This is a genomic window from Bdellovibrio sp. HCB288 (assembly GCF_047305935.1).
Taxonomy (GTDB): domain Bacteria; phylum Bdellovibrionota; class Bdellovibrionia; order Bdellovibrionales; family Bdellovibrionaceae; genus Bdellovibrio.
Genome location: NZ_CP178619.1, coordinates 171,754 through 197,331, shown reverse-complemented (window position 1 = coordinate 197,331; position 25,578 = coordinate 171,754). Strand labels below are relative to the sequence as shown.

24 protein-coding genes are annotated in these 25,578 nt (G+C 47.6%); 9 read left to right on the top strand and 15 right to left on the bottom strand.

Features of this window, described 5'->3' with window-relative positions; all coding sequences use genetic code 11:
- Positions 1 to 251: 251 nt before the first annotated feature.
- From ACLVWR_RS00925 to lnt, 5 genes are all read right to left on the bottom strand, one after another.
- Positions 252 to 2,000 carry a hypothetical protein gene (locus ACLVWR_RS00925; protein WP_413582090.1) on the bottom strand — a complete coding sequence of 583 codons (1,749 nt, stop codon included), beginning with the start codon at positions 1,998 to 2,000 and terminating at the stop codon, positions 252 to 254.
- A 95-nt stretch (positions 2,001 to 2,095) separates the two neighbouring features.
- Positions 2,096 to 2,599: a hypothetical protein gene (locus ACLVWR_RS00920; protein WP_413582089.1), complete on the bottom strand. Its 504-nt coding sequence runs from the start codon at positions 2,597 to 2,599 to the stop codon at positions 2,096 to 2,098.
- Positions 2,600 to 2,793: 194 nt separating this feature from the next.
- Positions 2,794 to 4,230, bottom strand: coding sequence for a lipase maturation factor family protein (locus ACLVWR_RS00915; protein WP_413582088.1), 1,437 nt, complete (start codon positions 4,228 to 4,230; stop codon positions 2,794 to 2,796).
- A gap of 18 nt (positions 4,231 to 4,248) precedes the next feature.
- Positions 4,249 to 6,582 carry an endonuclease MutS2 gene (locus tag ACLVWR_RS00910; protein WP_413582087.1) on the bottom strand — a complete coding sequence of 778 codons (2,334 nt, stop codon included), beginning with the start codon at positions 6,580 to 6,582 and terminating at the stop codon, positions 4,249 to 4,251.
- Complete coding sequence (lnt, locus tag ACLVWR_RS00905) at positions 6,560 to 8,176, bottom strand: apolipoprotein N-acyltransferase (protein ID WP_413582086.1); 1,617 nt, start codon at positions 8,174 to 8,176, stop codon at positions 6,560 to 6,562. Before lnt ends, ACLVWR_RS00910 begins: the two co-directional genes overlap by 23 nt.
- A gap of 33 nt (positions 8,177 to 8,209) precedes the next feature.
- Between lnt and ACLVWR_RS00900 the strand changes: the two genes are divergently transcribed.
- Positions 8,210 to 9,049 carry a hypothetical protein gene (locus ACLVWR_RS00900; protein WP_413582085.1) on the top strand — a complete coding sequence of 280 codons (840 nt, stop codon included), beginning with the start codon at positions 8,210 to 8,212 and terminating at the stop codon, positions 9,047 to 9,049.
- A 36-nt stretch (positions 9,050 to 9,085) separates the two neighbouring features.
- Here ACLVWR_RS00900 and ACLVWR_RS00895 read toward each other — a convergent pair whose 3' ends face one another.
- The 5 genes from ACLVWR_RS00895 to clpS all read right to left on the bottom strand — a co-directional run bounded on the left by ACLVWR_RS00895 (position 9,086) and on the right by clpS (position 16,393).
- Entirely contained in the window at positions 9,086 to 10,447 is a 1,362-nt protein-coding gene (locus tag ACLVWR_RS00895) for a S8 family peptidase (protein WP_413582084.1), read from the bottom strand.
- Between the two features lie 99 nt (positions 10,448 to 10,546).
- Positions 10,547 to 12,646: a transglycosylase SLT domain-containing protein gene (locus tag ACLVWR_RS00890; protein ID WP_413582083.1), complete on the bottom strand. Its 2,100-nt coding sequence runs from the start codon at positions 12,644 to 12,646 to the stop codon at positions 10,547 to 10,549.
- A gap of 47 nt (positions 12,647 to 12,693) precedes the next feature.
- Complete coding sequence (gene htpX / locus ACLVWR_RS00885) at positions 12,694 to 13,593, bottom strand: protease HtpX (RefSeq protein WP_413582082.1); 900 nt, start codon at positions 13,591 to 13,593, stop codon at positions 12,694 to 12,696.
- Positions 13,594 to 13,721: 128 nt separating this feature from the next.
- Positions 13,722 to 16,052 (bottom strand): ATP-dependent Clp protease ATP-binding subunit ClpA, encoded by a 2,331-nt coding sequence (gene clpA / locus ACLVWR_RS00880; protein ID WP_413582081.1) that lies wholly within the window; start codon positions 16,050 to 16,052, stop codon positions 13,722 to 13,724.
- Positions 16,049 to 16,393 (bottom strand): ATP-dependent Clp protease adapter ClpS, encoded by a 345-nt coding sequence (gene clpS, locus ACLVWR_RS00875; protein ID WP_340596779.1) that lies wholly within the window; start codon positions 16,391 to 16,393, stop codon positions 16,049 to 16,051. The genes clpA and clpS overlap by 4 nt, the downstream gene beginning before the upstream one ends.
- Before the next feature lie 260 nt (positions 16,394 to 16,653).
- On the opposite strand from clpS, the gene ACLVWR_RS00870 reads away from it, so the two are divergent.
- The 3 genes from ACLVWR_RS00870 (at position 16,654) to dnaJ (ending at position 19,195) form a co-directional block, all read left to right on the top strand.
- Positions 16,654 to 17,229: a type IV pilin protein gene (locus ACLVWR_RS00870; protein WP_413582080.1), complete on the top strand. Its 576-nt coding sequence runs from the start codon at positions 16,654 to 16,656 to the stop codon at positions 17,227 to 17,229.
- Between the two features lie 88 nt (positions 17,230 to 17,317).
- Complete coding sequence (locus ACLVWR_RS00865) at positions 17,318 to 17,944, top strand: tetratricopeptide repeat protein (RefSeq protein ID WP_413582079.1); 627 nt, start codon at positions 17,318 to 17,320, stop codon at positions 17,942 to 17,944.
- A 153-nt stretch (positions 17,945 to 18,097) separates the two neighbouring features.
- Positions 18,098 to 19,195, top strand: a complete 1,098-nt coding sequence (gene dnaJ, locus ACLVWR_RS00860) for a molecular chaperone DnaJ (RefSeq protein WP_413582078.1) — start codon at positions 18,098 to 18,100, stop codon at positions 19,193 to 19,195.
- 6 nt (positions 19,196 to 19,201) lie between these two features.
- Here dnaJ and ACLVWR_RS00855 read toward each other — a convergent pair whose 3' ends face one another.
- Complete coding sequence (locus ACLVWR_RS00855) at positions 19,202 to 19,549, bottom strand: hypothetical protein (protein ID WP_413582077.1); 348 nt, start codon at positions 19,547 to 19,549, stop codon at positions 19,202 to 19,204.
- 185 nt (positions 19,550 to 19,734) lie between these two features.
- On the opposite strand from ACLVWR_RS00855, the gene ACLVWR_RS00850 reads away from it, so the two are divergent.
- From ACLVWR_RS00850 to ACLVWR_RS00840, 3 genes are all read left to right on the top strand, one after another.
- Positions 19,735 to 19,941 carry a hypothetical protein gene (locus ACLVWR_RS00850; RefSeq protein ID WP_413582076.1) on the top strand — a complete coding sequence of 69 codons (207 nt, stop codon included), beginning with the start codon at positions 19,735 to 19,737 and terminating at the stop codon, positions 19,939 to 19,941.
- A gap of 134 nt (positions 19,942 to 20,075) precedes the next feature.
- Complete coding sequence (locus tag ACLVWR_RS00845) at positions 20,076 to 20,552, top strand: LEA type 2 family protein (protein ID WP_413582075.1); 477 nt, start codon at positions 20,076 to 20,078, stop codon at positions 20,550 to 20,552.
- Positions 20,553 to 20,756: 204 nt separating this feature from the next.
- Positions 20,757 to 21,506 (top strand): transposase, encoded by a 750-nt coding sequence (locus ACLVWR_RS00840; protein ID WP_413582074.1) that lies wholly within the window; start codon positions 20,757 to 20,759, stop codon positions 21,504 to 21,506.
- 11 nt (positions 21,507 to 21,517) lie between these two features.
- On the opposite strand, the gene ACLVWR_RS00835 is transcribed toward ACLVWR_RS00840, so the two are convergent.
- Complete coding sequence (locus ACLVWR_RS00835; protein WP_413582073.1) at positions 21,518 to 21,874, bottom strand: zinc ribbon domain-containing protein YjdM; 357 nt, start codon at positions 21,872 to 21,874, stop codon at positions 21,518 to 21,520.
- Between the two features lie 127 nt (positions 21,875 to 22,001).
- Between ACLVWR_RS00835 and ACLVWR_RS00830 the strand changes: the two genes are divergently transcribed.
- Both ACLVWR_RS00830 and ACLVWR_RS00825 read left to right on the top strand, forming a co-directional pair.
- Positions 22,002 to 22,463: a hypothetical protein gene (locus ACLVWR_RS00830; RefSeq protein ID WP_413582072.1), complete on the top strand. Its 462-nt coding sequence runs from the start codon at positions 22,002 to 22,004 to the stop codon at positions 22,461 to 22,463.
- Positions 22,464 to 22,529: 66 nt separating this feature from the next.
- On the top strand, positions 22,530 to 22,922 hold the full coding sequence (locus tag ACLVWR_RS00825; protein WP_413582071.1) for a group II truncated hemoglobin: 393 nt from the start codon (positions 22,530 to 22,532) through the stop codon (positions 22,920 to 22,922).
- 9 nt (positions 22,923 to 22,931) lie between these two features.
- Here the strand turns inward: ACLVWR_RS00825 and ACLVWR_RS00820 are convergent, their stop codons facing one another.
- From ACLVWR_RS00820 to upp, 3 genes are read right to left on the bottom strand one after another with little or no spacing between them, the layout of a single operon-like run.
- Entirely contained in the window at positions 22,932 to 24,296 is a 1,365-nt protein-coding gene (locus tag ACLVWR_RS00820) for an APC family permease (RefSeq protein WP_413582070.1), read from the bottom strand.
- A 12-nt stretch (positions 24,297 to 24,308) separates the two neighbouring features.
- On the bottom strand, positions 24,309 to 24,935 hold the full coding sequence (gene udk, locus ACLVWR_RS00815) for a uridine kinase (protein ID WP_413582069.1): 627 nt from the start codon (positions 24,933 to 24,935) through the stop codon (positions 24,309 to 24,311).
- A 6-nt stretch (positions 24,936 to 24,941) separates the two neighbouring features.
- On the bottom strand, positions 24,942 to 25,574 hold the full coding sequence (gene upp / locus ACLVWR_RS00810) for a uracil phosphoribosyltransferase (protein ID WP_413582068.1): 633 nt from the start codon (positions 25,572 to 25,574) through the stop codon (positions 24,942 to 24,944).
- Between the last annotated feature and the right edge of the window lie 4 nt (positions 25,575 to 25,578).

The window sequence follows — 25,578 nt, the reverse complement described above, 5'->3', positions numbered from 1 at the left end:
GTCGCCGCTGTAAAGCTGAGTAACACTGTAAAAAGAGTAGTTAACAATCAGGAAAATTCTCATCTTTTGGAGTCAATGAAACATTCTCGAATGAGACAGTGAGCGAAATTTCCCTAAGGAATTCAACAGGGAACCGTCGAACGATTAACATAAGAATGAAAAACGCGATGGATCCTGTCTCGATTTGGATCATCATCGCATTTTTTCTTTACTTCAAATTTTCGTAAGCTGAATTATTTGAAATTTTCTGTTTACTTTATTTGCGCTTTTTTCAGGTCATCGTCTGACACCAGAGACCAGGTCTTGCCATTGTTCTCAGAACGCAGAAGAGCGTTGTTAAGATACGGGGACACGAATGAAGGTTGTCCCTTTGCATCCTTTACCTGATATGGTGGGTACGGTCTCATGTTGCTGTATTCAACATATATATTGTCTTTGCGATCCACAGTCATCACCTGATACCAGTGTGTGTACTCTGGAGCATTAGGATACACAAGAACCCGAGCAGGATTCCAGCGGAAGGTTTTCGTTTTTCTGTCGAAGTTTCCGTTCTGATAAACCAGGGCTCCGAAATATTCGAAATCGAAAATCTTCTTGTCATGCATCCACTGGCGATAAACCGTGTGAACGGTGTCGTTCGCATCAATCATCATGGAGATATACGTTTGACTGCCTCCACCCCATTGAGGCGAGCTGTAGTTGCTCTTATATCCTGTTTCCGCGGTGTTCATCGGGATTTCCGTGCTCCATTGTGCAATGGAATCAGGCTTCAGGGAGTAAGTGGACATGAAGTGAGATCCATGGCCTCCGGAAACAACAATCAAGTTGCCATTCCATGTGCGAACGATGCCCGGCTGATTGTGAGTGTCATTGACCGGCCAGGATTTCAGAATCGGCTTTTTGCTGACCTTTTTCGTTTTCAGATCGTATTCAGCAATCCAGATTTCAGAATAGGGCTGATTGTTGGTGTCGGGCTTGGGAATAATCGCACGTCCTGCGGAGTTCATTTTCGGTTTGAATTCACGATTCGCCTCCAGCCAGACGACGAAGTACTTGTTGCCGGAACGGATGATCTTGGGTGACGATCCGCTGCGGTAGCCAATCTCCTGGGCACTCAGGCTTAACAGCACTGGTTTTTCAGCCTCGAGTTGTCCTTTGGAATTCCTGGTGATCGGTTGCAGATAAAGCTTTCCGACAGTTCCCAACCAGGAGTAATCCTTTTCAAAGCCTGGAAGCTTTCCGTCACTTAAATAATAAAGCATTGCTGGTGGGCCTTGAATGGGCGCGCGGCTGTGGGGGCGTTCCAAATCATACAACTGCGGAAGTGGGCAGTCATTCGTGCCCAGGACTCTGAAGACGCATGCGGTGTCTTTGGTTCCAACCAAAGGCAAGCCCTGCCAGTTCAGTCCGTTGTCATCGGAGTACATCATCACATAAGAAGTGTCTTTGTTGAAAACTGTGGTTTTCATACGAAGCACTGTGTACATGCGATCGTTTTTATCAAAGACGGCCATCTTGGGATCCCACAAGATGTCCTGCTTTGATTCCATGATCAATTCAGCAGATTTTCTGTCGTAAAATGGAAGCAGTTGCTCCGCCATAAACGGGTAGTGAGTCCATGAGTTTTGGCGCAAAGTTTGGAAGCCATTGGCTACAGGGACAGTTTGCTCGCGATCGTTGTAACGAAAGTAAGGTCTGTTTTTGGAGTCGAAAGAGGGCGCGGACACGGAATATGACGGCGACCACTTAAAATCATGGCGTTCATGGAAGGGCTCGACGAATTCATCCGCCGCTCGCAAGGAAGGGAGTTTTTTTGCCGCAAGGACTTCCGCCTTTGGGAAGGGCTTCAGCTTCAGAGTTTCAAACTCCACTTTATTGGTGGAAGACAGGTCCTGTGTTTCGACTCTTCTTGTGGTTAGACTTGAGTACTGCTTCCCGGAAAAATATCCGATGAAAATGGCAATACCTATACTTGCAGCTGTGTATCTGGCTTTACTCACGATCAAGACTCCCGATTTGAAACACTTATCGGTTCATTTTGATCGATTTTTAAGTAAAAAGCCCCCTCAAAAGAGTTTTGAGGGGGTCTAGTTATTTATTCATTTGTATTTGTCGGTTCCAGCAAGCGAACAGTCAGGTTGTACACCGAATCACTCTCTGAGGGTGCTTCGAGGTCCTTTGCTAATTGCTCCTGGAATGTTTTTATCTTTTCCAGTGCATGAGCGTACTGTTCGCGTTTTACCTGGATGGCGATATGCGCCCCATCTGATAAACCGCTGAGATCCCGGCTGTCGATCGTTTCGATCAACTCCGTTCGAGCCTTGACTCGACGTAGAGCCATCTCTTTCATAACCGCACTGCGTGCGTGTTCTGAGAGTGCCAAGTCGATAAAGTACTCTTTCTCTGGTTGAGTCAGATTCAGTCGCTCGGCAAGATTGATCGCCCGTGCCTCTGAAAGTCCCATTTTACGATTCAGAATTTCACTGAGTCGTGAGCTGGGCATTTCCAGATCTCTGGCGAATGCTCTTAGCGAGTAAGACGGATTCTTTTTCTGACGTTTTTCGAGTTCGCGTAAAATAAAGTCCCGATAGTTGTGCATGACTACCTAGCCTTTGGTTTGAATTTCCCCTAAAAACAAGTTTGCGAGATTCCGCGAAAAATCTCCAATTTATTTTTTATTCTGGCTACTCTTGAGACGCGGTCTGAAATTTCACTGTCTAACTTTTTTCAGAGAGAAATTAGCGCGTTTTCACTTAGACAGGTGTCAATACTTCAGTCAGCAGATTTAGATGCTTAGGGCTCTTCATCACGTTCAAACACAGGGGAGTACATGGAAAAATGATCGCGCTTCCACCAATTGCCGGTGTTTTTTAGCTCTTCCCAGTTGCTGAAATGGTACTGGTACTTCACGAAGCGCATGAACTTGGGGGATTTCCCCTCGAAAGGATCATGTTTAAATAACTCCTGCACCTCCGGGCATTCATCAAGCAGACGAGTCACAAGATTCTGCAGCCAGAGATTTTCGTTGAATCCCTCGAGAGCTGCGAACCACATTTGCCAATCCAGGCGAGCTTGAAAGGGAGCGATCACAGTCGGGCGATGAGAGAGTTTTGTCGGCTTGTGTTTGAACTCGTACTCGAGCCAGGTGTTGCCGTCGTTGCTGCCTTCAAGCACGATTTCAGGGCGGGTTTTGGTCATGACTGCAAATAACCCATAGGGATTGGTGATGCGAAATGGATACAGAGCTCGCATCCACGGCAGCATGAAGTCCAAGGACTGATTCTTTTCAAAAGCCGTTTTAAATATCCAAAACAAATTTCCCGGAAGCAATATGACCAGCACTGCCACCGCTATTTCTGTGGAGACACCCACAGGTATGATCCAGGATGTATCAGTCATGCTCCAGAACCGGTCAGGGATCACGGACAGGCACATGCCCAATGTGATGAGGTTAAAGAATGCAAAGTTACCACTTAGGATAATCAGTACCTGCAACAGGATCAAAGCCAGCGCACCACTGAAGCTTGCCAGGCCCGGAATGAAGATTAAAAATGGCACGGCAATTTCAATCACAAACATGAGTGCGCAGCTAAGCTTTTGCAAAGGCAAAGGAAGCTTGTCAGCAAACCAGGCCAGGGGAGTTGGCAGGGGCTGAGTCCAATAGTGGTAGCGGAGAGCGGAAAGATTTTTCCAGTCAGGATCCTTGTTGTTTAATTTAACGAGGCCTGATGAGAACATCAGTTTAAACAGAAGCAGCCAAACCAGCGCGAATATCATGGGATGGATAGTATAACTTGCAAAGGGAATCCACTCGATAGCGAAAGGCGCAAAGAACAGTCCTATGAGCCCCAGTTCCAAAAGCAAGTTGTCCCATTGATAGGAAAGAAAAACCTGGCCACAGGAGCAAAAAGACAAATATAAAAGCCAACACAGTAGCAACATCCAGCTTTGGCTGAACCCCAACAAAGCCAAGGTCGAAGCCAGCATTCCAATGAGACATGCGGCCTTTAAAGTAAAATCTCCGGAGGCAAGCCAAAACACCGAAGGAAAATGCCGGATTCGTGAGAGGCCCAATTCCTTATCCAGAAGATTAAGCAAATGATCAATGGACAGAATTCCACGGGAGCCAAAAAGACCCAGCACCTGTGTGGAGAGAGACAAGAATGCGATGAAATATGACAGAGCGAGGGCCTTGGAGATTACCCAACTACCAAAGAGATAGGATTCCAATAGACCCTCCTAAAAAAATCAAGCTTCGCCAATCTCCGCCCACGTGATGCCATCACCGCCGTGTTCAGGAGAGCCCGCTTTCCATTTTTTTACATAAACAGAACGAGACAGGTATGTGCGGACGGCCTTTTTCAAAGCCTCCGTGCCATGTCCATGAATGATCTTCAGGCGATCTTCGCGGGTGGTGGCAGCCTTGTCCAAAGCAATCTCCAACTCCTGTAGCGCTTCTTCGACGGTTTTGCCACGCAAATCCAAGGTGCGATCCTCATCGGCCATCGAGGCTGAGAAACCACCTGAATTTTTTCTTACCAGTTGGGAAGTGGGGTTCTGTGGTTTGCCTGGCAGTCTTAAATCCTGCCAGTTTACCTGCAGGCGCACAGAGCCTGACAAAATCAACAGATCCCCTTTGTTGTTCGGTGCACTTTGCACGATGCCGTCCTGATTCAAAGTGGGAACGAACACTTTCGAGCCTGGAGGGAATTTTTTTGCAAACTCCTCCGCTGTCTGTGGAGCTCCGGCTTGCACGACTGGTTTGGCTTTGACGATTTCAGGAAGCTGATACTTGATTTCCTGAAGAGCCGCGTGCCGCTTGAAGGTTTCTGCCACTTTGGCTTGCGCAATAGCGTCCTCCACTTTGCGTTCAGCTTTCTTCAAAGTGCGTTGCAGCCACTCATCTTTGTCTTTGTTGAATTGTGCAAGCAATCCATCGTACTTGTTTTTGGTTTCGACAGCCTTTTTGGTTTCTTTACGCAAATGATCCTGAAGAATTGAGATATCACTTTTCAACTGTTCAATCTGTTCAAGGCCTTCCAGGCGTGCGCGCGTGGCTGGCGCCAATACATCCATGGCTCTTTGAACGATGGATTGGGCGACGCCAACACGTTTTGCAGTTTGAATTGCCAAGGAGTCACCGGGTATCCCTGCCAAAAATCCATATGTAGGGCGGCCGGTTTTAGGATCGTATTCCATGCTGCCGTTAAGGACGCGGGAGTTTTCATCCCAGCCGGATTTCAAAGGACCCAAATGCGACGTTACGGTGGCAAAGACATCGTTTGCGGAAAATTCCTCGATGAAGGCCCTTGCCAGGGCACTTCCTTCTTCGGGATCCGTGGAGCCACAGATTTCGTCGATTAAGATCAGATTTTGATGGCCTTTGACGGAAGCAGCCTTTCCCAGAATTTTCAAATGGGCTGCGAAGGTAGAGAGTTCCTCGTCAACACTTTGGCTGTCGCCGATCCCGATCAGGACGTCTTTAAAAAACGGAATGCGCGAAGTTTCGCTGGCGCAAATAGGAAGTCCGCAGCGAGCCATCTGGGCAGCAAGTCCGATTGATTTTAGCAATACGGTTTTACCGCCGGCATTGGGACCGCTTAAAAGCAGGATGCTTTTTTTGCCATCCAAAAGAACCGTGTTTGAAATAACTTTTTTACCACTCAATTGCAGCAGGGGATGGCGAACTTCGATAAGTTCCATCGTGTCTTTGGCGAATTCAATCGGGTGTCCATTGATTTGGTTCGTGAACTGGGCTTGGGAGAAGCGAATGTCGCCTTCCTCCATCAAGACACGCGAGCTTTCAATGTCTATCACTTGTGATGAAAGATAGTGGGAAAGCTGGGTTAATAGTCTTTCGATCTCGTCCTCGATTTCCGCTTCAACCTGTCTGAGACGGTTGTTGGTCGGAATGACTTTTTCGGGCTCAATGAAAACAGTTTGCTTGCTTTGTGAAGAACCGTGGATCACGCCAGGAAGTTTGCTTTGCATGCCAGCGCGAACGGGCAGAACCCAGCGTCCTTCGCGGGTTGTGACGAATTTATCCTGAATGACGGTTTCCATCTGATGGTCGCGCACCAGGCGATCCAGGGTGTTCTGAACTTCGCGGGCCAGGCGTTCTTTCTCTTTGAACAAATTGTACAAAGTCTCGCTCGCGTCGGAACGGATTTCTCCGCCGGGAGTCAGAATTTGGTCGATGGCTGAAAGAGGTTCTTCCGCATCCATCAAGCTGTCATGCATTCGTTTTGCCCAGGAGTTTTCAATGGGTTCAAGCGCTTCCTTCAAGGCCAGGGCTTCCATGCAGAAGCTGCGAACGTCTTTAATTTCCAGAGTTTTAAGTACGGCTTTCTTTTTCAGACGAGCGATCCATGTTGAATACAGATCCAGACTCTGCATGTAGGGACGGAGTCCTTGATTCAAAACTTCAGTGGCATCGGCAATTTCCTGAAAGCTGACATATGCTTCTTCGGCGGAAGACAGCGGCTTAATGTCGAGTACTGCTTCACGGCCCACATCACTGGTGGCGTGGGATTTAATTTTTTCTAATATTTCAATCCAATCAAGGACGACGAGATCTTGCATTCAGGGCTCCAATAAGAACAATGCCGAAAAGCGCGAACAACAAAACGAGCCAGTCATAGTGGCCCCATTGAACATAAGCGGTGGCTGGCGCGTTTTTCAAATACTTTACCGCAAACTGTCCGGTCCACTCTTCATGAAGTGGGGAAGTTTGTTGAAGGTCACCGTTTGCCAGCATCACCGTGCTAATACCGGTGTTGGTTGAACGAATCAGGGGACGACGGATTTCAATTCCTCTCGCCAGCGTCATGTACATGTGTTGCAAGGGCTCAAAGGTGCGCCCGAACCAAGAGTCATTTGTAACATTCACGAGAATGTCAGTATTCGCCGCCGCCAAGCCACGTGAAAACGCTGGATCCAGGCCTTCATAGCAAATTTGACCACCCAGGCGAATGGAGTCCTCATTGTGATTCCAATTCAGGGCCCGCGGACCTGTGCCGCGTCCAAAGTTTGAAATGAAAGGCAGCCATTTAAGCATGATCGGAAATTTTTCGCTTAACGGAAGATATTCTCCAAACGCCAGAAGGTTCGTTTTCAAATAAGGAGAATCGAGATTGTTTCCACGTCCATCAATCAAGAACAGGGCGTTGAAAGTGGCTTCATCGCGATGCGGATCAACAACCGGGCTGCGCGAATAGGCCCCGGCAAGAATCGGCTGTTGCAGGTTTACGAGTTCGCGAGCCAGAGTTTGCGAGTGCTTGCGATTTAAGAGGCGTTGATCCAAGTAATCCGGGAATGCCGTTTCCGGCCAGACGAACAAATCAGTGTCAGGGAACTTTTGTGCTGCATCCAGGGTCATCTTCGTGAATTTACGAGTGATAAAGTCCTGGGCGCCACGACCTTGCTCGGCTTGTATCTTGTCGGAGTTTCCGATGTTGGCTTGAATGATTGTGGCTTTGAACTCGCGATCGAAGTGATCCCATTTGCTTTTATGAAAATGGCCACCTGCGACCAAGGCAATTAAAAGTACAAGGAGTGCAGTGATCTGGCCAAAACTGTGCAAAGACTTTTTGAAGCCGATCCAAATTGAAGCCACCCAGGCATTTAGCAGCAAGATTACTGCTGACAAGCCGGCAAAGCCAATCACATCAGCCCACTGATAGGCCGGAATGTGGGCCGCCAGAAGTGTGTAGCCCAAATTCCAGTCAAAAATGACCGGCCAGATGCGCTCCAAAAGCGCATGGGACAAGGCGATCGTGAATAGAGTCTGAGTTTGGGAGAGGTTGAATTTCTTTTTTAGAAATACTCCCAAAGTGGTCGCCGCCGGAATGTAGAGATGCATGAAAGCACAAAAAAGCAGCAGTGCTGCAAAGGAAACCACCCAAGGCATTGCGCCGAATTCATGCGCCGTGTAGGCAATCCAGTGAAAACCAATTGCTGTCAGAGTGAATTGTGTCCACCAACCGCTCCAGAAGGCCTTCTTCAGAGGGGCGGAGGAATTATTTCCAGAGACGGAAATCCATAAAGGAGCATAGCAAAACAGCAAAGCCCATGGTGGAAGCGGGATGTAGCTTGTTCCCACCAAAATTCCCGAGAGTAATGCCCAACGTAAATCGATGGCTTTGTGCTTGAATAATTGAACGGCTTTCTTCATCATGGTATTAGTAACACAAAGAGTGAGTGAGTCCACGTGAAATTAAAAGTCCGATGCCCAGGTTGTGCCAAATTATACGAAGTTGCGAGTGATGATATTCATTCGGAAACTCCGGTATTTCAGTGCATTTCTTGCGACAACCGTTTTGGTTTCGAATATCCTCCGATGGATCCTGCAAGTGTGCTTACTTTCCTGGTACCAGTGGCTGGTATGGCGGCATCTTCTGATGCGCAGCAAAAACAAGTCACGACAGAGGAAATCCTGGAATCCATCACCAAGCCCGCGGTTGAGCCAACAGTGGAGCAAGTGCAAAGCCAGGAAATGAAGTCCTGTCCAAAATGCGGGGCCTTGAACGGTCGCCGCGCTCATGAGTGCTACTCTTGCCACGTGTTGTTTGAGCGTTTGGAAGGCTTGCCTAAGGATGCCAGCCTTCGCGCGCAACCAAGCCTGGTGCGCAAGTGGAAAAATGTTTTGGATAATTTTGAAGACGAAAGCCTTCATGAGGCCTTCATCAAAAGTTGTGCGGAACTTGATGCTCATCGTTTTGCGATCCTGAAATACGAAGAAATTAAATCAGCTCAGGGTGGGGATGCACTTTGCGATCAAATGATCGCGCGTATCAACAGCATGATGATCGTGGGCATTTCACAAAAGCCAACCATGAAAGTGGCGAACCCAGCGCACGCAAATCGTCCAAAGTGGATGAAGTGGGTTTACATCGGCCCCTTTGCCGTTAGTGCTGTGTTGATTCTATGGGGCCTGCTAAATCTTGGAAACCGCAACCTTGTCGGCGTCGGCGTGGCATTAGCCTGTATGGCGACCGGTATGATCGTCATGATCCGCGGACGCTTATCACTTTCTGATTTCATGGATTAAAAACAAAAGGCAGTCGGTGAGACTGCCTTTTTTGTTTTAGAAGCTTTCGTCGCCTGTGGCTTTAGTGCCCAGGCGAGTTGGCTTAGGCTTGCCGTTGCCAATCGCATTGATTAAAGAGCGACCAAAGCGACTGACTTCGCTGGCAGCGTGACCAGCAGGGGCTTCATTCGGATCAGCCCCCAATTTCTGCATGCTGTCCACATTGACTGTCACTACACCCGAAGCTGAAACACCCTGGTCCAAAATCGTCAAAGCTTTATAAAGGTTCAACTGACGGGATGTACGGGTTTTTGACGCCAGCTGAGTCTGCGCATCACCTGTGGCAAGAATGTATTTCTTCGTATCAGTCGCATTGAAGGATTGTTTGTTGGCCATTACCAACACCGCAGCACCGGATACAAAGGCTGTCGCTTGAGAGGTGCCGGTCATAAATCCATAGGAGTTACCCGGAAGACAAGAACGGATGTTTTGTCCTGGGGCTGCAATATCCACGGTCTCAACACCATAGTTTGAAGAGTTCAATACTTGGACGGATGGGTCGAATGCCGTAACCGAGATGATATTGCTAAGCTTGTAGTCTGCCGGGTAGTAGTGATGCTCGTCAGAGTTAGAACGCTCGTTACCTGCCGCTGCGACGAAAAGGATACCTTTTTTCTCGGCTTCTTTCACAGCATCATGTTCCTCTTGAGAGAACTCAGTACCACCACCGGAATAGTTGATGATTTTTGCACCCATGCTGACTGCGTACTTGATAGCAGCAACCGTGTTTTTTAAGTTGTCTGTGTTTGGCACTTTAGGGTCGTAGTACTTTAGGATCATCAAGCTGACTTCAGGTGAAACCCCCGCGATGCCTTTGCCATTTCCAGCTTCAGCGCCGATGATGCCGGCAATGTGTGTGCCGTGTCCGTGATTATCATCCAGTTTGTTATTGTTAGAAACGAAGTTCCAACCGTGAACGTCATCAACGAAGCCGTTGCCGTCGTCATCAATGCCATTGGTCGCTTTATCGCGGCCTAAAGAATCTTTGCCAGTTTCCCCGGGATTCATCCATAAGTTCTTGCTTAAGTCTTCGTGTTTTACGTCAATGCCAGTATCAATAACAGCGACCACGATATCCTTGTCACCGCGAGTGACAGACCACGCACGGGCCGCATCGGATTTTTTCAAACCCCAAGCTTGGCTGATCGCTGGGTCATTGAATAGAGCGCTGGGCTCGTCTTCAACCTTGTCAGTTTTTGAAGTGATTGTAGAGTTCTCAAAAAGACGATCTTTTTGTTTGCTGGAGCTTTGAGAGCGGGAAGGGGAAGAAGCATCTGAGAAATAAAGGTATGTGCCCAATCCACCAAAGAAGATCACGCCGACAGCACCTGATGTAAGCAACCACTTGCGAGAAAACATGAAGAGTTCCCCTTTCTCCAAGGGGCTTATCGGCAAATTGTCGTCGAGGTGAAGCTAAAACCACGCCTATCTCAAATTGAGACAGGCACTTGGTCGGGGCTACTTTTTAAAATTCAAAAGTTCTTCAGGAAAACGAGTGGTTTGTGAAGGATGCAGCAGGCGATTGTAGAACACATAGTTCCGCATCGTGAGCTTGATATAGGCCCGAGTTTCCTCGTAAGGCACTTCCTCGATAAACTCCACCACATCGGAACGGAAGCGGGTTTTTAGCCAGCCACGGATGGCGGAGTCATTGGCGTTGTACCCAGAGACTGCCAGGATGTACTGGTTATTGTACTTCTTCATCAGATTCTTTAGTTCAAAGGCCCCCAATGGAATGTTGATCTCTGGTTTGTACAGGTCCAATGCTTCTTTGTACTGAAGGCCATAGGTGCTGGCCAGATTCTTAGAAACACTTGGCAAGAGTTGCATCAATCCAAAGGCATCCACAGGGCTGCGGGCTTCAGGGTCGAACGCAGATTCCTGACGAATGATTCCGTAAATGAATTCCTGAGGAATACCACTCTTCGTGGAAGCTGCAGCCACGATATCGCCATATGGTTGAGGGAATAAAAGTTCCGGATGGTCGTTAAGCAGACGATCTTTAACCTCTGGTTGCAGGGATCCCAGTGTTGAGAAAAGCGGGAGATAAAGTCCCGCACGAGCGTAGCCCGAGAACATTGTCAGCCATGTTGTTTCGTCAGTTACATTCTGTTTTTTTAGATCATCAGAAGCCTGGTTCAGTGCTTTTTCTGCAAACTTCTTTTCGTTCACAGTGATCAGCCACTCAATTTGCAGGCGCAGGTGCCCTTGCAATTCACCAATGCCTAAAACAGTGGCGTTGGCTGAATCCTGAGAGCTGGCTTTGATCGCTGGATATTCGCGATTCAATTCACGATAGGCCATCATGCCGTAATAGCCCAAAGGATCTTCTTTGATCAGACTTTCCAGCTCGGTAGTGGATTCAGGGGCATTACCTTGATTCTTCAAGGAGCGGCCCAACCAGAACTTTGCCTTCATCTTGTCGGATGAATCTTTGACAGTATCACGCATTTGCTCAAGGCTTTTCGAGGCCTCGTCAAAGCGTTGCAGTTTGTAGTAGTTCCAGGATTTTAACCAAGCCAGTTTATCCCGCAAGCCGGCCTGACTCGCCGGTTGCTTGTAACTTTCTTCGTAGAACTCCAAAGCCTTTTCAAAATTCCCTTTTTCCTCTTCGATACGACCTTGGATAAAATAAACTTCATCCATGGGATACAGACCACGAAGCTCGCGGTTCGTCGCCGTCAAAGTTTTATAGGCGAGCGTGGTTTGATCCTCAGTCCACAATGTCTTAGCCAATAAAACTTGAGCATCGTGGTAGCGGGCCAGAGCTTTGCGGTCTTTTTTATTTGCCAGATATTGTTTCTTTGTGGTGTTCGAAAGCTCTGTCGTTGCATTGACGTAGTCTTGCTTGCGCTGAGCGACCTTATAAGTCATGCGAACATTTTTGGTCGCTTGAAACTTGTCTTCATTGCTGGCTTCTTTGCTGGCTTCTTTGCTGGACAGAATTTTACGATATGTCGTCAATGCCGGATCAAATTCGCGGTTAAAGCGCTGATCCATGGCAACGGCACTTAGATCCTTAAATTCCGGTGCAGGATTTAAGCGGGGAGAGTTCGCATAAAGCTGCGTTTGGATTTCAGTGATAAGCTCCGGGGATTGCAGTTTTTGCGCGTTTTCCAAAGCTTTTAAGAGGTAATCCTCTTTTTTCTTTTTGTTGGTTTCAACGGCCGCTTTGGCAAGAAATGCCTCTGCATCATCCTTTAATTCGGTCGTTGCGGCTGATGCTTTTACTTTGATGTCAGCAAAAAGCTCCGCGTACCACGGATTGATGGTCTCAGGCAGGGGATTTAGTTTTACTTCAGGCGCGCAGACTTCGTAAGCGCGTAACAGTGCCAGATCATGAATAGGCAGTTCGTGAAGGCTTGATAACTGCTTATAGTTATCGCAGGCCACCTTGGGGTCTGATTTCTTTTTGGTGTTTGCTTCCAGGTAAAGTCGAACCCATTCAGGATTATCCTGGGGGATCAATCTTTTTTCAAAGCGAGTGTCTTGGCGCGAAGTGGTCGCGCAACCCATAAGAACTGATAAAAATGAGAGGGCAATAAAAAAACGAGGCATGAATTAAGCTTAAGCCGTTCATGCCTCGTGTGCAAAGGATTAGAAATTTACAGACGACCGCCGCGTTGAAGCGCTTCGATACGAACTTCAAGCGGTGGATGTGTCATCATAAGTCCAGCGATGCCGCCTTTGTCGCGGTTGGAGATCATCAGCGTGGCTGTCTGACCTTCTTCCGGTGGAATTGGCAGGTCATAAACGGAACGAAGCTTTTGCAGGGCTGCGATCATGTTTTCGCGGGATGAATACTTGGCGCCACCAGCGTCAGCACGGAATTCTCTTTTGCGAGAGTAGTAGTTCACCACAAATGATCCCAGGAAAGTGAATGCGATATCGCCAATGATAACGCAGGCAAAGTGCACGATACCGCGCATTTTCTCGTCCACGTTTTGCGCAATCAAGTTTGCCAGGATGCGGGAGAAGAACATCGCAAAAGCATTCACGATACCTTGGATCAAGGTCATGGTAACCATGTCGCCATTCGCGATATGTGCCACTTCATGCCCCAGAACGCCTTCAAGTTCTTTCTCGTTCATTCTTTGCAGCAAGCCCGTGGATACCGCCACCAGGGAATTCTTTTTGGAAGGACCTGTCGCAAAGGCATTGATGTCTGGAGATTCGTAAATTCCGACTTCTGGCATTTTTGGAAGTTGAGCACGACGAGCTAGATCATGAACTGTGTTTACCAGGTGGCGAAGCTCTGGATTTGAATTGTTTGGTTCAATGATTTTTACACCATGGAACATCTTTGCCATCCATTTGGACATCAGCAAAGAAATGAAAGCGCCCCCCATACCCCAAACAAGACAGAATGCCATCATGAATGGAAGGTAACTGTTCAAACCGGTCAAGCCCAATACGCGGCTTACGATCGACCAGACGATACCGATGGTCACGATAACCATAACGTTCGTCAGTACAAATAATCCGATTCTTTTGAAAAATGCCATTTTAATAACTCCTTTAAGAGACACCCCAGCGCAAGCTGGGCAATCTGACTAGTTAATTTTGATGTCTCTCAAGGAATTGTCAATAGGGGCACCTCTTCAAATCTGTTAAGAAGAGGTGCTAAGAACGACTAGGTTGTAACTGGCTGTTTTTGATTTTTTTGGCCCGTGCCGCCATTCGGTGTGGTGCTAAATTGGAACCGCAAAACGTCCTTCTCGAGATCCACATTGACACGTCCACCATCCATAAGGCGACCGAATAAAAGTTCATCAACCAGAGCTTTCTTCAAGTGTTCGTCCACAGTTCTTGCCAGCGGACGGGCACCATAAACCTTGTCGAATCCTTTTTTCATCAACCACTTGATGACATCCTGAGAAACATTGAGTTCCACTTTTTTCTGCAGCAATACCATTTTCAATTCATCGACAAATTTCTGCGTGATTTTTAAAATCATGTCATCAGAAAGATCGCGGAAGGAAACAACAGCATCCAAACGGTTGATAAACTCTGGAGCAAAGGCTTTTTTAATCGCATCCATGGAAAGGCCACTGCGGCTTTCTTCCACGAAGCCGATTGTTCCTCGTGCAGTTTCTGCGGCACCCGCGTTGGAGGTCATGACGATGACGGCATTCTTGAAGTCAGCAACGCGACCGTTGCTGTCCGTCAAGCGACCCGCATCCATCACTTGCAGAAGGATGTTGTTGATATCCGGATGCGCTTTTTCGATCTCATCCAAAAGCAGGACACAGTAAGGGTGTTTGGAGACGGCTTCCGTCAACAAACCACCTTCTTCATAGCCCACGTATCCCGGGGGCGCACCGACCAGTCTTGAAACCGCGTGTTTCTCCATGTACTCACTCATGTCGAAGCGTTCAAAGTGAACGCCCATCATCTGTGCTAACTGACGGCATACTTCAGTTTTACCAACACCAGTCGGGCCAGTGAACAGGAAGCTGCCAATCGGTTTATTGGGGCGGCCCAAACCACTGCGTGCGAATTTGATGCTCGCAACGAGCCGGTCGATGGCTTCGTCCTGACCAAAGATCAGGGCTTTAAGTTTCTTATCCAGATCGCGCAACTGAGTTTTTTCAGTCGAAGAAATGGTCGCGATTGGAAGGTTGGTCATTTTGGCAATGGTCTCTTCGATTTCGCCGATATCGATAGTCAGTTCTTTGTCTGTGTTATCTTTTAAACGGAAATGCGATCCAGCTTCGTCCAGGACGTCGATTGCTTTGTCGGGCAGAAGTTTTCCGTGAATATGCTTTTGCGACAATTCGACGGCAGATCGTAAGGCCGCATCCGTGTATTTCACATGATGAAAGTCTTCGTAAGCTTTGCGCAATCCAGTCAGAATCTTGATGCAGTCTTCGTTGGTCGGCTCGTTGATGTCGATCTTTTGGAAACGACGGTTCAAAGCGCGATCCTTTTCGAAATACTGACGGTATTCCTGGTGAGTGGTGGAGCCGATGCAGCTGATTTCACCATTTGCCAGAGCCGGTTTCAAAAGATTCGAAGCATCCATGGATCCACCGCTGGTCGCCCCAGCGCCAACGATCGTGTGGATTTCATCAATGAACAAAATAGTGTGGGGACGTTTGGCGATTTCTTTGACGACTGCTTTTAGGCGTCCTTCAAAATCACCTCTGAATTTGGTGCCGGCAAGCAAGCCGCCCAAATCCAAAGAATAAATCACGGCCGATTTCAATTTTTCAGGAACTTCGCCGTTGACTATTTTCTGAGCAAGACCCTCGGCGACGGCCGTTTTTCCGACACCTGGCTCGCCAATAAGTAGGGGATTGTTTTTAGTGCGGCGGCAAAGGACCTGGATCGTTCGTTCGATCACATCCTCGCGTCCAATAAGTGGATCCAGTTTTCCGGATTTGGCTTTTTCGTTCAGGTTTACGCAGAAACTTTCAAGGGGAGATCCGCGACCTTCCTCGAAGGACTCTTGATTGAAGTCCGTTGAGCGTGGGGCGGCTGACGGAGGGGAGTCGTGCTCTTTTCCGTCTTTGGTAATCCCATGCGAAACATAATTGATAATGTCGAATTGGGTCAGTCCCTGGCGAGCCAGTGCAAATGTCGCATGGGAGTCCTGTTCGTAGAACAAAGAAATTAAGAGACTGCCTTCGCTGATTTGATTGCGTCCTGCACTTTTCATTTGAATGGCAGCTCGTTGAATCAATCGGTGACAGGCTAGTGTGAATTCCGGATTCCATGAATCAAATCCACCATAGGAACCTAGCTGTTCATCTGTGATTTGTGGGATACCGACCTTCAAGTGTTCGCGCAAATCCGTGCGAAGTCGTTGCACGTTGATCGCGCAGGCTTCAAGGATTTCCACCATCACAGGGGATTCGGAAAGAACCAGCAGGATGTGTTCCAGGGTTACGAACTCGTGGCGATGACGTTTCGCCAGTTCAGTGGCTTCTGCTAACTTTCGTTCTAGCTCGCGGCTCATCATGGTTCCTCCTCCAGTGTGCTCTTAAGGGGATTCTGATTAAGTTGTGCGAATTGGTTTACCTGCATCACTTTCATCTCAGCTATTTCCAGACTGAAGACTCCTGCAACGCCGGCACCTTTCTTATGTACATCTAACATTATTTTCGTGGCTTCTTCTTCTGATTTTGCAAAGAACCGACGCAATACAAGGACGACGAAGTCCATAGGCGTGTAGTCGTCGTTAAGAAGAATGACCTTGTACATCTTCGGAGTGTCTAGTTTTGGGACGAGCTGGACCCCGGCTTCGCCGTCTGGGGATCCATATGGATAGTTGTTGTTCCGATTACCGTTTTCATCAGCCATGGGTTTATTCTACTCCTTGTCTCACATTGAGCACGAATTTGATGGAGGCAAGTCTAGTGGATTTAAAAAAGCTGGAGATTGGTCGTGTCTCATTTGCTGGTATGACTCATGTTGAATCCCAAAACAAAACTTCGTTTCCTTGTAGTCACTTTGATGAAGATCCCTTGATTTCATTATTTAGTTTTGACACACTTATGTCGATAAGCATTAGGTCAGTTTAAGTAAACGGAATTTTTTAAAAGACTAAATGGAGGTCTTCAGTGAAAAGAACTACTAGAACGTCACAGGCTGGTTTCTCCCTAGTGGAGTTGATGGTCGTTGTGGCGATCATCGGGGTGTTGGCATCAATCGCAGTGCCAGCAGTCAACAAATACATCGCGAAAGCGCGTCAATCAGAAGCAAAGACAAACTTGGCTTCGTTGTATACTTCAGAGAAAGCCTTCTATGCTGAGTATACTATTTTCGATCCAAGATTTATGGCGGTTGGTTACTCTCCTGAAGGTCAGCTTCGTTATAATGTAGGTTTTCAAGTTGCAACAGCAGTTGCTGGACCTGCGAATGGATTCAATACAGCCATTACGAATGGTTCCGCTAAAACGCAAACATACTGCGGAACTGCGGCTGCTCCAGGGACTAGTGGTTGCATCATGTTGAATGGTGCGACAGGTGTGGCGGTAACTGCTGCCTTGCCAGGTACGGCAATTGTTGCAGCTGGTACTGGTCAAACGTTTATAGCTGCTGCATTGGCAAGAATTCATACGAGTGCAGGTGTAGATGATACTTGGACAATGGATAACAATAAGGTATTGCGTAACACTGTGAACGGTATCCCTTAGTCTGAGTTTTGTAGTGAACGTGGTAAATTTGAAACTATCATGTTTAACACCAAAAATCCCAAGCACCCTGCTTGGGATTTTTGCGTTTGTGCTTGTTGTGATTACCCAGCAAACAACGTTCATTCCTGTTAAAGATATTCAAGCCAAATACATCGCACCACCACCAATGTTAGAGCGATTTACATTTGGTTACTCCGAAATAATGGCAGACACCATTTGGATTCGCGCTATTCAAGATATGGATTACTGTGACGAAGTATCCGGAAAAGTAGGCGAGGTATCTGTTTGCGCCAACGATTCATGGCTCTATAAAATGATCGACACAATCACGAATCTATCGCCAAAATTCCGCGCGCCTTATGCCGTCGGATCTTTAGCTTTAACGATCTTAATCACCGATGTTGATGGTGCGACAAAAGTTTTCGAAAAGGCAGTTAAAGAGTTTCCATCAGATTGGCCAATTCTATACCGAGCCGCTTATCACTACATGTACGAAGTAAAAGACAATAAACGGGCCGCTGAACTTTTGATTCAAGCCGCCGATCACGGTGCGCCACCGTGGACGCGAACCCTGGCAGGTCGCCTTTACTCCGACTCCGGCAATCTGGATTTGGCGAAGAGCCTCCTGCAAAATATGAAAGATACACAACAAGATCCTGGGCTCATCAAACGCCTTGAAGACAAGATCCGCAGTATGGATCCCCAGTTTAAATAGCTCTAGCGTAACGCAAGTCGTCCGCAGGGGCTCTAAGTGCCCATTTTAAATCAATAATTCCTCTTTTTTGCATTCCGCGTTTGACGAATCCCAACAAAGCACCATATTTTGAATCGTTAATTCATAGCGCATATTGTTGAAAATGGACGAGTCATGGCTAAACGAGATTTTTACGAAATTCTAGGCGTCGAAAAGGGCGCCGATCAGGACACAATTAAAAAAGCTTATCGTAAGATGGCGATGCAGTACCATCCGGATAAAAATCCCGGCAACAAAGAGGCAGAGGAAAAGTTCAAAGAAGCTGCCGGTGCCTACGAAGTTCTAAGTGATACACAAAAACGTGCGCAATACGATCGCTTCGGTCACGATGCATTCACAGGCCGCGGTGGCGGTGGTGGATTCCAGGATACGGAAGACATCTTCTCGCACTTCGGCGATATTTTCGGTGATCTGTTCGGTGGCGGTGGCCAACGTCAACAGCGTCGCAATCGTAATGAACCGCGCCGCGGTTCTGATCTTCGCTACGTCACTGAGATCAATCTGAAGGATGTGATCTCTGGCCTTGAAAAAGAAATTGAATTTGATACCGATGAAAACTGCAAAGTCTGCAACGGCTCCGGAGCAGAGAAGGGTTCTCACCCGGAAACCTGCCACACTTGTGGTGGTTCAGGTCAGGTTGTGCGCTCGCAGGGGTTCTTTGCAATGGCTTCGACATGCCCAACCTGTCATGGCCAGGGCACAGTCGTTAAGAATCCGTGCAAACCTTGCAAAGGCAAAGGTCGCACCAGCGTTCATAAAAAAATCCGCTTGAACATTCCTCCGGGTGTCGACACAGGAACTCGTCTGCGTGTGGCGACTGAAGGTGAGGGCGGTTACATGGGTGGCCAGCCGGGTGACCTTTATGTTGAGATTCGTGTGAAGCCTCACAACAAGTTCGAACGTCGTGCAGATGATTTGATCGGAGAGATTTCAGTTCCTTACATCCAAATGCTTTTGGGTGGCGAGGTGGAAGTGCCAACAGTGACGGGCAAAGCACACCTGGAAATTCCAAAGGGCTGTGAAAATGGAGATAATGTGAAGTTGACCGGCGAAGGTTTGCCGTCACTTCGTGGCAACCGTCGCGGCGATATCTACTACCATGTCAGCGTCGAGTTCCCGGATAAGCTTGGCAAGGAAGAGGAAAAACTTCTTCGCGAAATCGCCAAGGAAAAAGGCCTGAAAGTCAGCGGCGGCAAGAAGCTGTTCGGCTAGTTTTACCTAGTGCGGGTTCTCAGGATGGACCCGCATTCTGTTCATGTCGTGGGTTTCGTGAAACTCAGTATAACTTGGAACCACGCGCCCCCCATCTGATTCAAACCGCATTTCAGCCGCACGAATTTCACTTAAAGAATGGCTGCGGTCTTCTTCTTCCATAACAGCAGCATGCAGGCGTCCTTCGGCATCTTTCGGAGAGATGTGATATTTCTCGGCCAAAAGTTCAATGACGGCTTCAGCACTTTCATTCAGTGAGTTGAGTTCCTCATCCGAAATTCTGTCCCAGCGACGATGAACCGCTGAAGTCACTGCATCCCAGTTTGTATCTTGGCTTTCTCTTGATTTGTCCATAACCACCTCGTTTTAATTCTACTCTTTTTAAAGCACATGGAGTGTCTGTATTTCCTCATATCTATTGCGAGTCAGTTCCAATATCACTGGGCAAAGTAAGAGAAATGCACCCACTATCGTCCGGCTCGGTGATTCACGCGCCTTAAAGAGGTATAAAATAAACCTGCACGATAGAGGAGGCAGTTATGGCAACTCGCGAGAATAAACAAGCAAGCAGTAGTCGTGAATCTGTCAACCGCGAGCGTGAAAGTTCTTTCCGGCCCGATAAAAAAGCAGGCAGTGAAAGAGTGGAACGCGAAGCGCGAACTGATGTTGCGAAAAAAGGAACACATAACCTGAACTCTTCCAGAAAATCTGGGAGCCGTATGAGTGAAGATGAAGATGTTTTCTAGGGGCCGCGAACCAGCTTCCCATTGGGAAGCGCCAAGCAGTCCCGACCAGGGGAGCCGATTCCAGAACTGAAGGACTTGGGCTCCCTTGGTGCATCTTGGGTGACATCTTGACATAGGAGTTAGCAGCTGACAGGGTGAGTGCAGTAGAGGTGCGTATGAAGTATTTCGTGATCTTGATTATGGCGATCTCATTGGGTGGTTGCAGTTACTTTAAGGATCGTTATGGGCAAAAGCCGGAAATCGATATGGCGAACATTTACTTCCAAAACACCACGCCACTATCGACAACCATGGTTTTTGTACTGAGTGTTAAGAACCCCAACAAAATTGATCTTAAAGTTGAAGAGTTGACCTATGAGGTTCAACTGGATCAAAAAGAGTTTGCAAAAGCCACGACAGATAAACTGATCACGATTCCTGCGGGACAGACTTCTCAAGTGGAGCTGCCGTTGCCGGTGAGCTTCCTGAAGGCGATCGATGGCATCACTAAAGTTTTAAGTGGCCAGGATGTGGGGTATGAAATACTGGGTGAAGCCAAGGTTTCAGGAATCAGATTGCCGTTTAATGAAAAAGGCCAACTCAATATGAATGGCCTTACTAAAAAAGAATAAAACTGGCCCTTCATAGTGTGGCAACCTCATGCAAGTTCTGGGGCACAATAGTTGCGACTGCCCAACGGCATGAAAACAAAATGCCCTTATTGCCACCTACAAAGAGACCCCTCTGACGCATCTCGGACAATTCGTAAGCTTGGAATGTACTATAGAAAGTCCGATGGCCAACGACTCACCAGACTCTGGTGTTTTAGATGCAAAATGAGCTTTTCCGCAGCAACTAAAAATCGCTTAAATGGCCAAAAGAAACGACACTTAAATACAGACGTTCGTAAATTGATGACCGGACTTGTAAGCCAGCGTGAGGCTGCAAGGATACTGGGGATAAATCGAAAAACTGTGGTACGAAAGTTTCGTTTTCTGGCGGAGACAGCAAAATCCGAGCTGCATGAGCAAAATAAGAAGCTGCCGCCGGCAGTTGAAGTTGAATTCGATGATTTGGAAACATTTGAACACACCAAATACAAACCGCTCTCAGTGACTTTGATGGTGGAGTTTAAAACAAGAAGAATCCTGGGTTTTGAAGTTGCACAGATGCCAGCCAAAGGGAAACTAGCAGCTCCTGCAAGAAAGAAGTACGGATACCGGGCGGATCACCGCGGTCCTGCCAGGAAAAAGTTGTTTTCAAATATGACGGAACTGGTTCATCCGAACGCGCTAATCAGATCTGACTCAAACCCAACATACCCATCTGATGTGAAAAAGTACTTTCCACAGGCAAAGCACGTCACAGTGTTGGGCGGGCGCGGGGCCGTCGTGGGACAGGGAGAGCTTAAAAAGCTTAGGTGGGATCCGATCTTTTCTTTAAATCACACTTGTGCAATGTTGCGGGCGAATATCAATCGATTGATCAGAAAAACTTGGTGTACAACGAAAAAGCCCAGCGAGTTGGCTGGGCATATTGCATTGTTTGCTTTGGAGCATAACAGGCGGATTGCCGCCACACTTTGAGGGGCCAGTTTTTAGGCTTTTTTTACGAATTCGGATTTCAAGTTCATCGCGCCGAAGCCATCGATCTTGCAGGAAATATCATGACCATCGCCGCCATCTTGCAGGCGAATGTTTTTTACTTTGGTTCCCACTTTAACTACGGACGACGAACCTTTGATTTTCAAATCTTTGACAACAACGACAGTGTCGCCGTCCTGCAGGATATTCCCATTGGCGTCTTTAATAACATGAACGGCATTGTCTTCACCGTCTGAAGCCGTAGCCGTGTGGGCGCTCCATTCATTGGAACATTCAGGGCAAATCCAAAGATTGCCATCTTCATAGATATTCTCGGAACCACATTGCGGGCATTTGTTTTCAGTACTCATAAAAGCAATGTTAAACATTACGAGTTGATGGGCAAGCTATTAATCTTTCAGGATTGTAAAATTGGCGCATTGATCGAAGCTTGCAGTTTAACATGATGAGCGGTTAAGTGTTTTTAAAGGAGATTATATGAAAGCGTTTTTGATTCTATTGGCTACTTTAAGTGTAACGACCCAAGTGAATGCGGGCGAGATCGTTCTTGAAACAAACAATCACCTTTATCCGATTCCAGGTCGTGGTACGAGTTGTACGGCAATGAATGCTGGGCGTGAACAGGATCTTTCAGCACCTCATGTAAGCATTTCTGAACTCTATGTGACCAACAATACAGCGCAAAATTTCTACCCAACTCGCTTGACCTTCACCACGGGTGATACTGGTTACGTGTGCTCGTACACGGGGCAAGTATTGAATGATTTGGGCCTTGCGAAGAATATCAAACCGGGGCAAAGAGCGCAGACTTTCTGTAACATGAAGTGTGGAGCCGTTCCCTTTGGGCAAATGGCGAAACCTGGCTATCTGACGGTTTATGGCCATATGAGCGATGGGCAAACTGTGGAAGCGACAGCTGAAATTGAAGTGATGAACTAGTTGCGTCCACTGCGTTAAAATAGTAGTTTCACCGCCGAGATCCTTATGATGGAGTGCGGTGAAGCTATGTCTCAAGAACAGAAAATGTACGAAATGATCGGCGGCGAGCCGGTCCTTAGAAAAGTCTGCCAGCGTTTTTACGAAATCATGGCGACCCTGCCAGAAGCCAAAGGCATTCTGGAGATGCATCCCGAAAATCTTCGCGGATCCGAAGAAAAGTTGTTCATGTTTTTGTCTGGCTGGTTGGGTGGACCTAACCTTTTTCAGGAGCGTTTCGGACATCCACGTCTGCGTGCGCGACACCTGCCTTTTTCAATTGGAAAATCAGAGCGCGATCAATGGATGCTTTGCATGGTCATGGCATTTGAAGATGTGGGTATCCAAGAGCCAATTCGCAGCGAGCTGTTACACTCGCTTTTGAATTTGGCTGATCATATGAGAAACAAATCCGAAACTTAAAAGGACACTTTACAAAGCAACGGCCTTAGGCAGACGCAGGGCACGTTTCTTTTGATAGTAGTAAACCGGAACACCCAGCACGATAATAAACAGCCCCCAAAGACTTTCTTGTGGGCTTGTCATCAGAGTATTAATCAGTAACAAAACGGCCACTACTAAAAACACCACCGGCACCACCGGGTATCCCAGGGCCTTGTAAGGGCGTGGCGCGTTCGGCATCGTCTTTCTGAATTTGAATACAGACGAAGTCACCAGCGCATAGAAAATCCAGGAAGCAAAGATCACGTAGTCCGTCAGCTGGTCAAAGGATCCCGTCAAGGCAAGGGCGATGGACAATGCCGCTTGAACCAAAATGGCGATATACGGAGATTCAGATTTTGGATGAAGCTTGGCCAATGCTGGCAGGAACAATCCGTCCTTGGCCATTGCATAAGGCACGCGGGCGTTGGTCAGAATAGAACCATTCATCGCGCCGATGGCAGAGAACATCATGGCGATCCCCAAAAACAAAATACCAGAAGGCCCCATGAAAGTTTCTGCAACTTTGGCTGCCACAGGTAATGCATTGGGATGAGTCTTAGAGCTGGAAGTCAGAACTTCATTAAACGGCAGAGCATAGAAATAGCAATAGTGAATGGCGCCATACAGACCCAGAATCACCAATACGCCTAATCCCAATGCCAAGGGAATGTTGCGGGAAGGATTCTTAATTTCTCCGGCGACCATGGGCATATTGTTCCAACCATCATAAGCCCACAGAGCTGCCAGTAGGGCTGCGCCAAATGCACTGAATCCCGGGAATACGGAACCCGAAGCCATAATATTTTCGTTGCTGCCAGTGGTGGAGGAAATCAGAACTCCGCCAATAATAAACAACAACATGGCGATTTTTAAGAACGTCATAAAGCTCGCCAAGCGCCCATTCAGTTTGACGTTCATGCAGTTCAGGCCGGAAAAGAAAACGATCAGCACGATCGCAAATCCTTTCAATCCGCCCATCCACTCCAGATTCATAATGGGAGCTGCAAAAGTTGCTGTTCCCACCGCATAGGCTGCGATGGTCCCAGGTGCTCCCACCCAAAAGCGCATCCAACCGTAAAGATAAGCAGGCATCTCGCCAAAGGCTTCTTTTAAATAAACGTATTCACCGCCAGCGCGGGGAAAAAGAATTCCGATTTCTGCATAGGTCAAGGCTCCGGCCAAGGAAAGTAGTCCAGCCACAACATAAGCTATCAGAACCCAGGTTGCAGATCCCAGATACTGAGACATGATCGCTGCCTTTAAAAAGACTCCCGTGCCCAGGATGGTCCCCACCACCAAGGAAAATACGGGAATAAATCCTAAAGTTCGATGCATTTCATTTTGTGGCGTCATAATCCGCTTTCTCTAGATGTTAAACTTCGTTGCCAGGTGCAGGCGAACCTGTGCCAGGGCCCGATGATAGTCTTCATGGTCCTTTATAATTCTATGAGCGTGGGCCTTGGAAGGCTCTACAAACGTATTGTGCATGGGACGGACTTGGAGGTCGAATTGTTTCTGAACTCCCTCAGGAGTGCGACCGCGTTCTTGAACATCGCGTTGCAGACGGCGTTCAAAACGAATGAATTCGGGAGTGTCAAAATAGATGGCTTCATCCAACTCGGCCCGAACCTCGGGGGAGTGTAAAATCAAAATTCCGTCCACAAGGACAATGCGGGTGGGGTGTTTACTTTCTGTTTCAACTTTGCGAGTGTGTGTGACGAAATCATAAATTGGTACAGACAGGGTTTTGCCATCTTTCAAAGTGCGAAGGCCCTGCGCCAGCAGTGGGAAATCCAAGCTGTCCGGGTGATCGAAATTAACAGAACCTCCATCGCCGTCAAAACGTGCTGATTGATCGTGGTAGTAGTTATCCTGATACAGGATACTACAGTGGTCCTTGCCCAGCAGGTTTTGCAGCTCCCGGGCGAAAAATGTTTTCCCGGAGCCGCTGCCGCCAGCCACGCCAATGATGTGAGGTCGTTGTGAGTTCATGCGCACCTACTTAGTTTGAAAAAGTCTGTCTCCGGCATCGCCCAGGCCCGGAATCAAATATCCCATATCATTCATCTCGGTTTCAATATCCAAAGTCAAAATTTCGACATCAGGATGAAAATGTTGGATTTTTTGAAGGCCTTTTTCGCTGACCAGAATACTAAGAACCTTGATTTTACCCACACCATAGCTTTTCAAGCGGTCGATGCAGGCCATGATGGTGTCCGCCGTGGCAATCAAGGGATCGCACAAAAACACTTCTTTGCCCAATACGTCAGGGGGCATTTTGAAATAGTACTCCACCGTGTTGTTGATAAATTTGTCCCTGTAAATTCCAATGAAACCTGTGCTGGCGAAAGGAAGCATTGAAAGGGCCGCATCCAGCATTCCGTTTCCGGCGCGCATCACTGACACCACGATAGGTGGGTTGCTGATGCGATAAGCCGTGGCTTGGGCCATGGGCGTGTCGATGTTGACCTTTTCCATTTGGGACCAATCCTTCATGGCTTCGTAAACCAGAATTTTCGTAACCTCTTTAACGAGCTCACGGAAGTCATGGGAGTAGGTGTTACGATCTCTCAGGTAACCCAATTTGTGTCGTAATAGAGGGTGATTGATAACTTTGATACGTGTTTGCATTTAA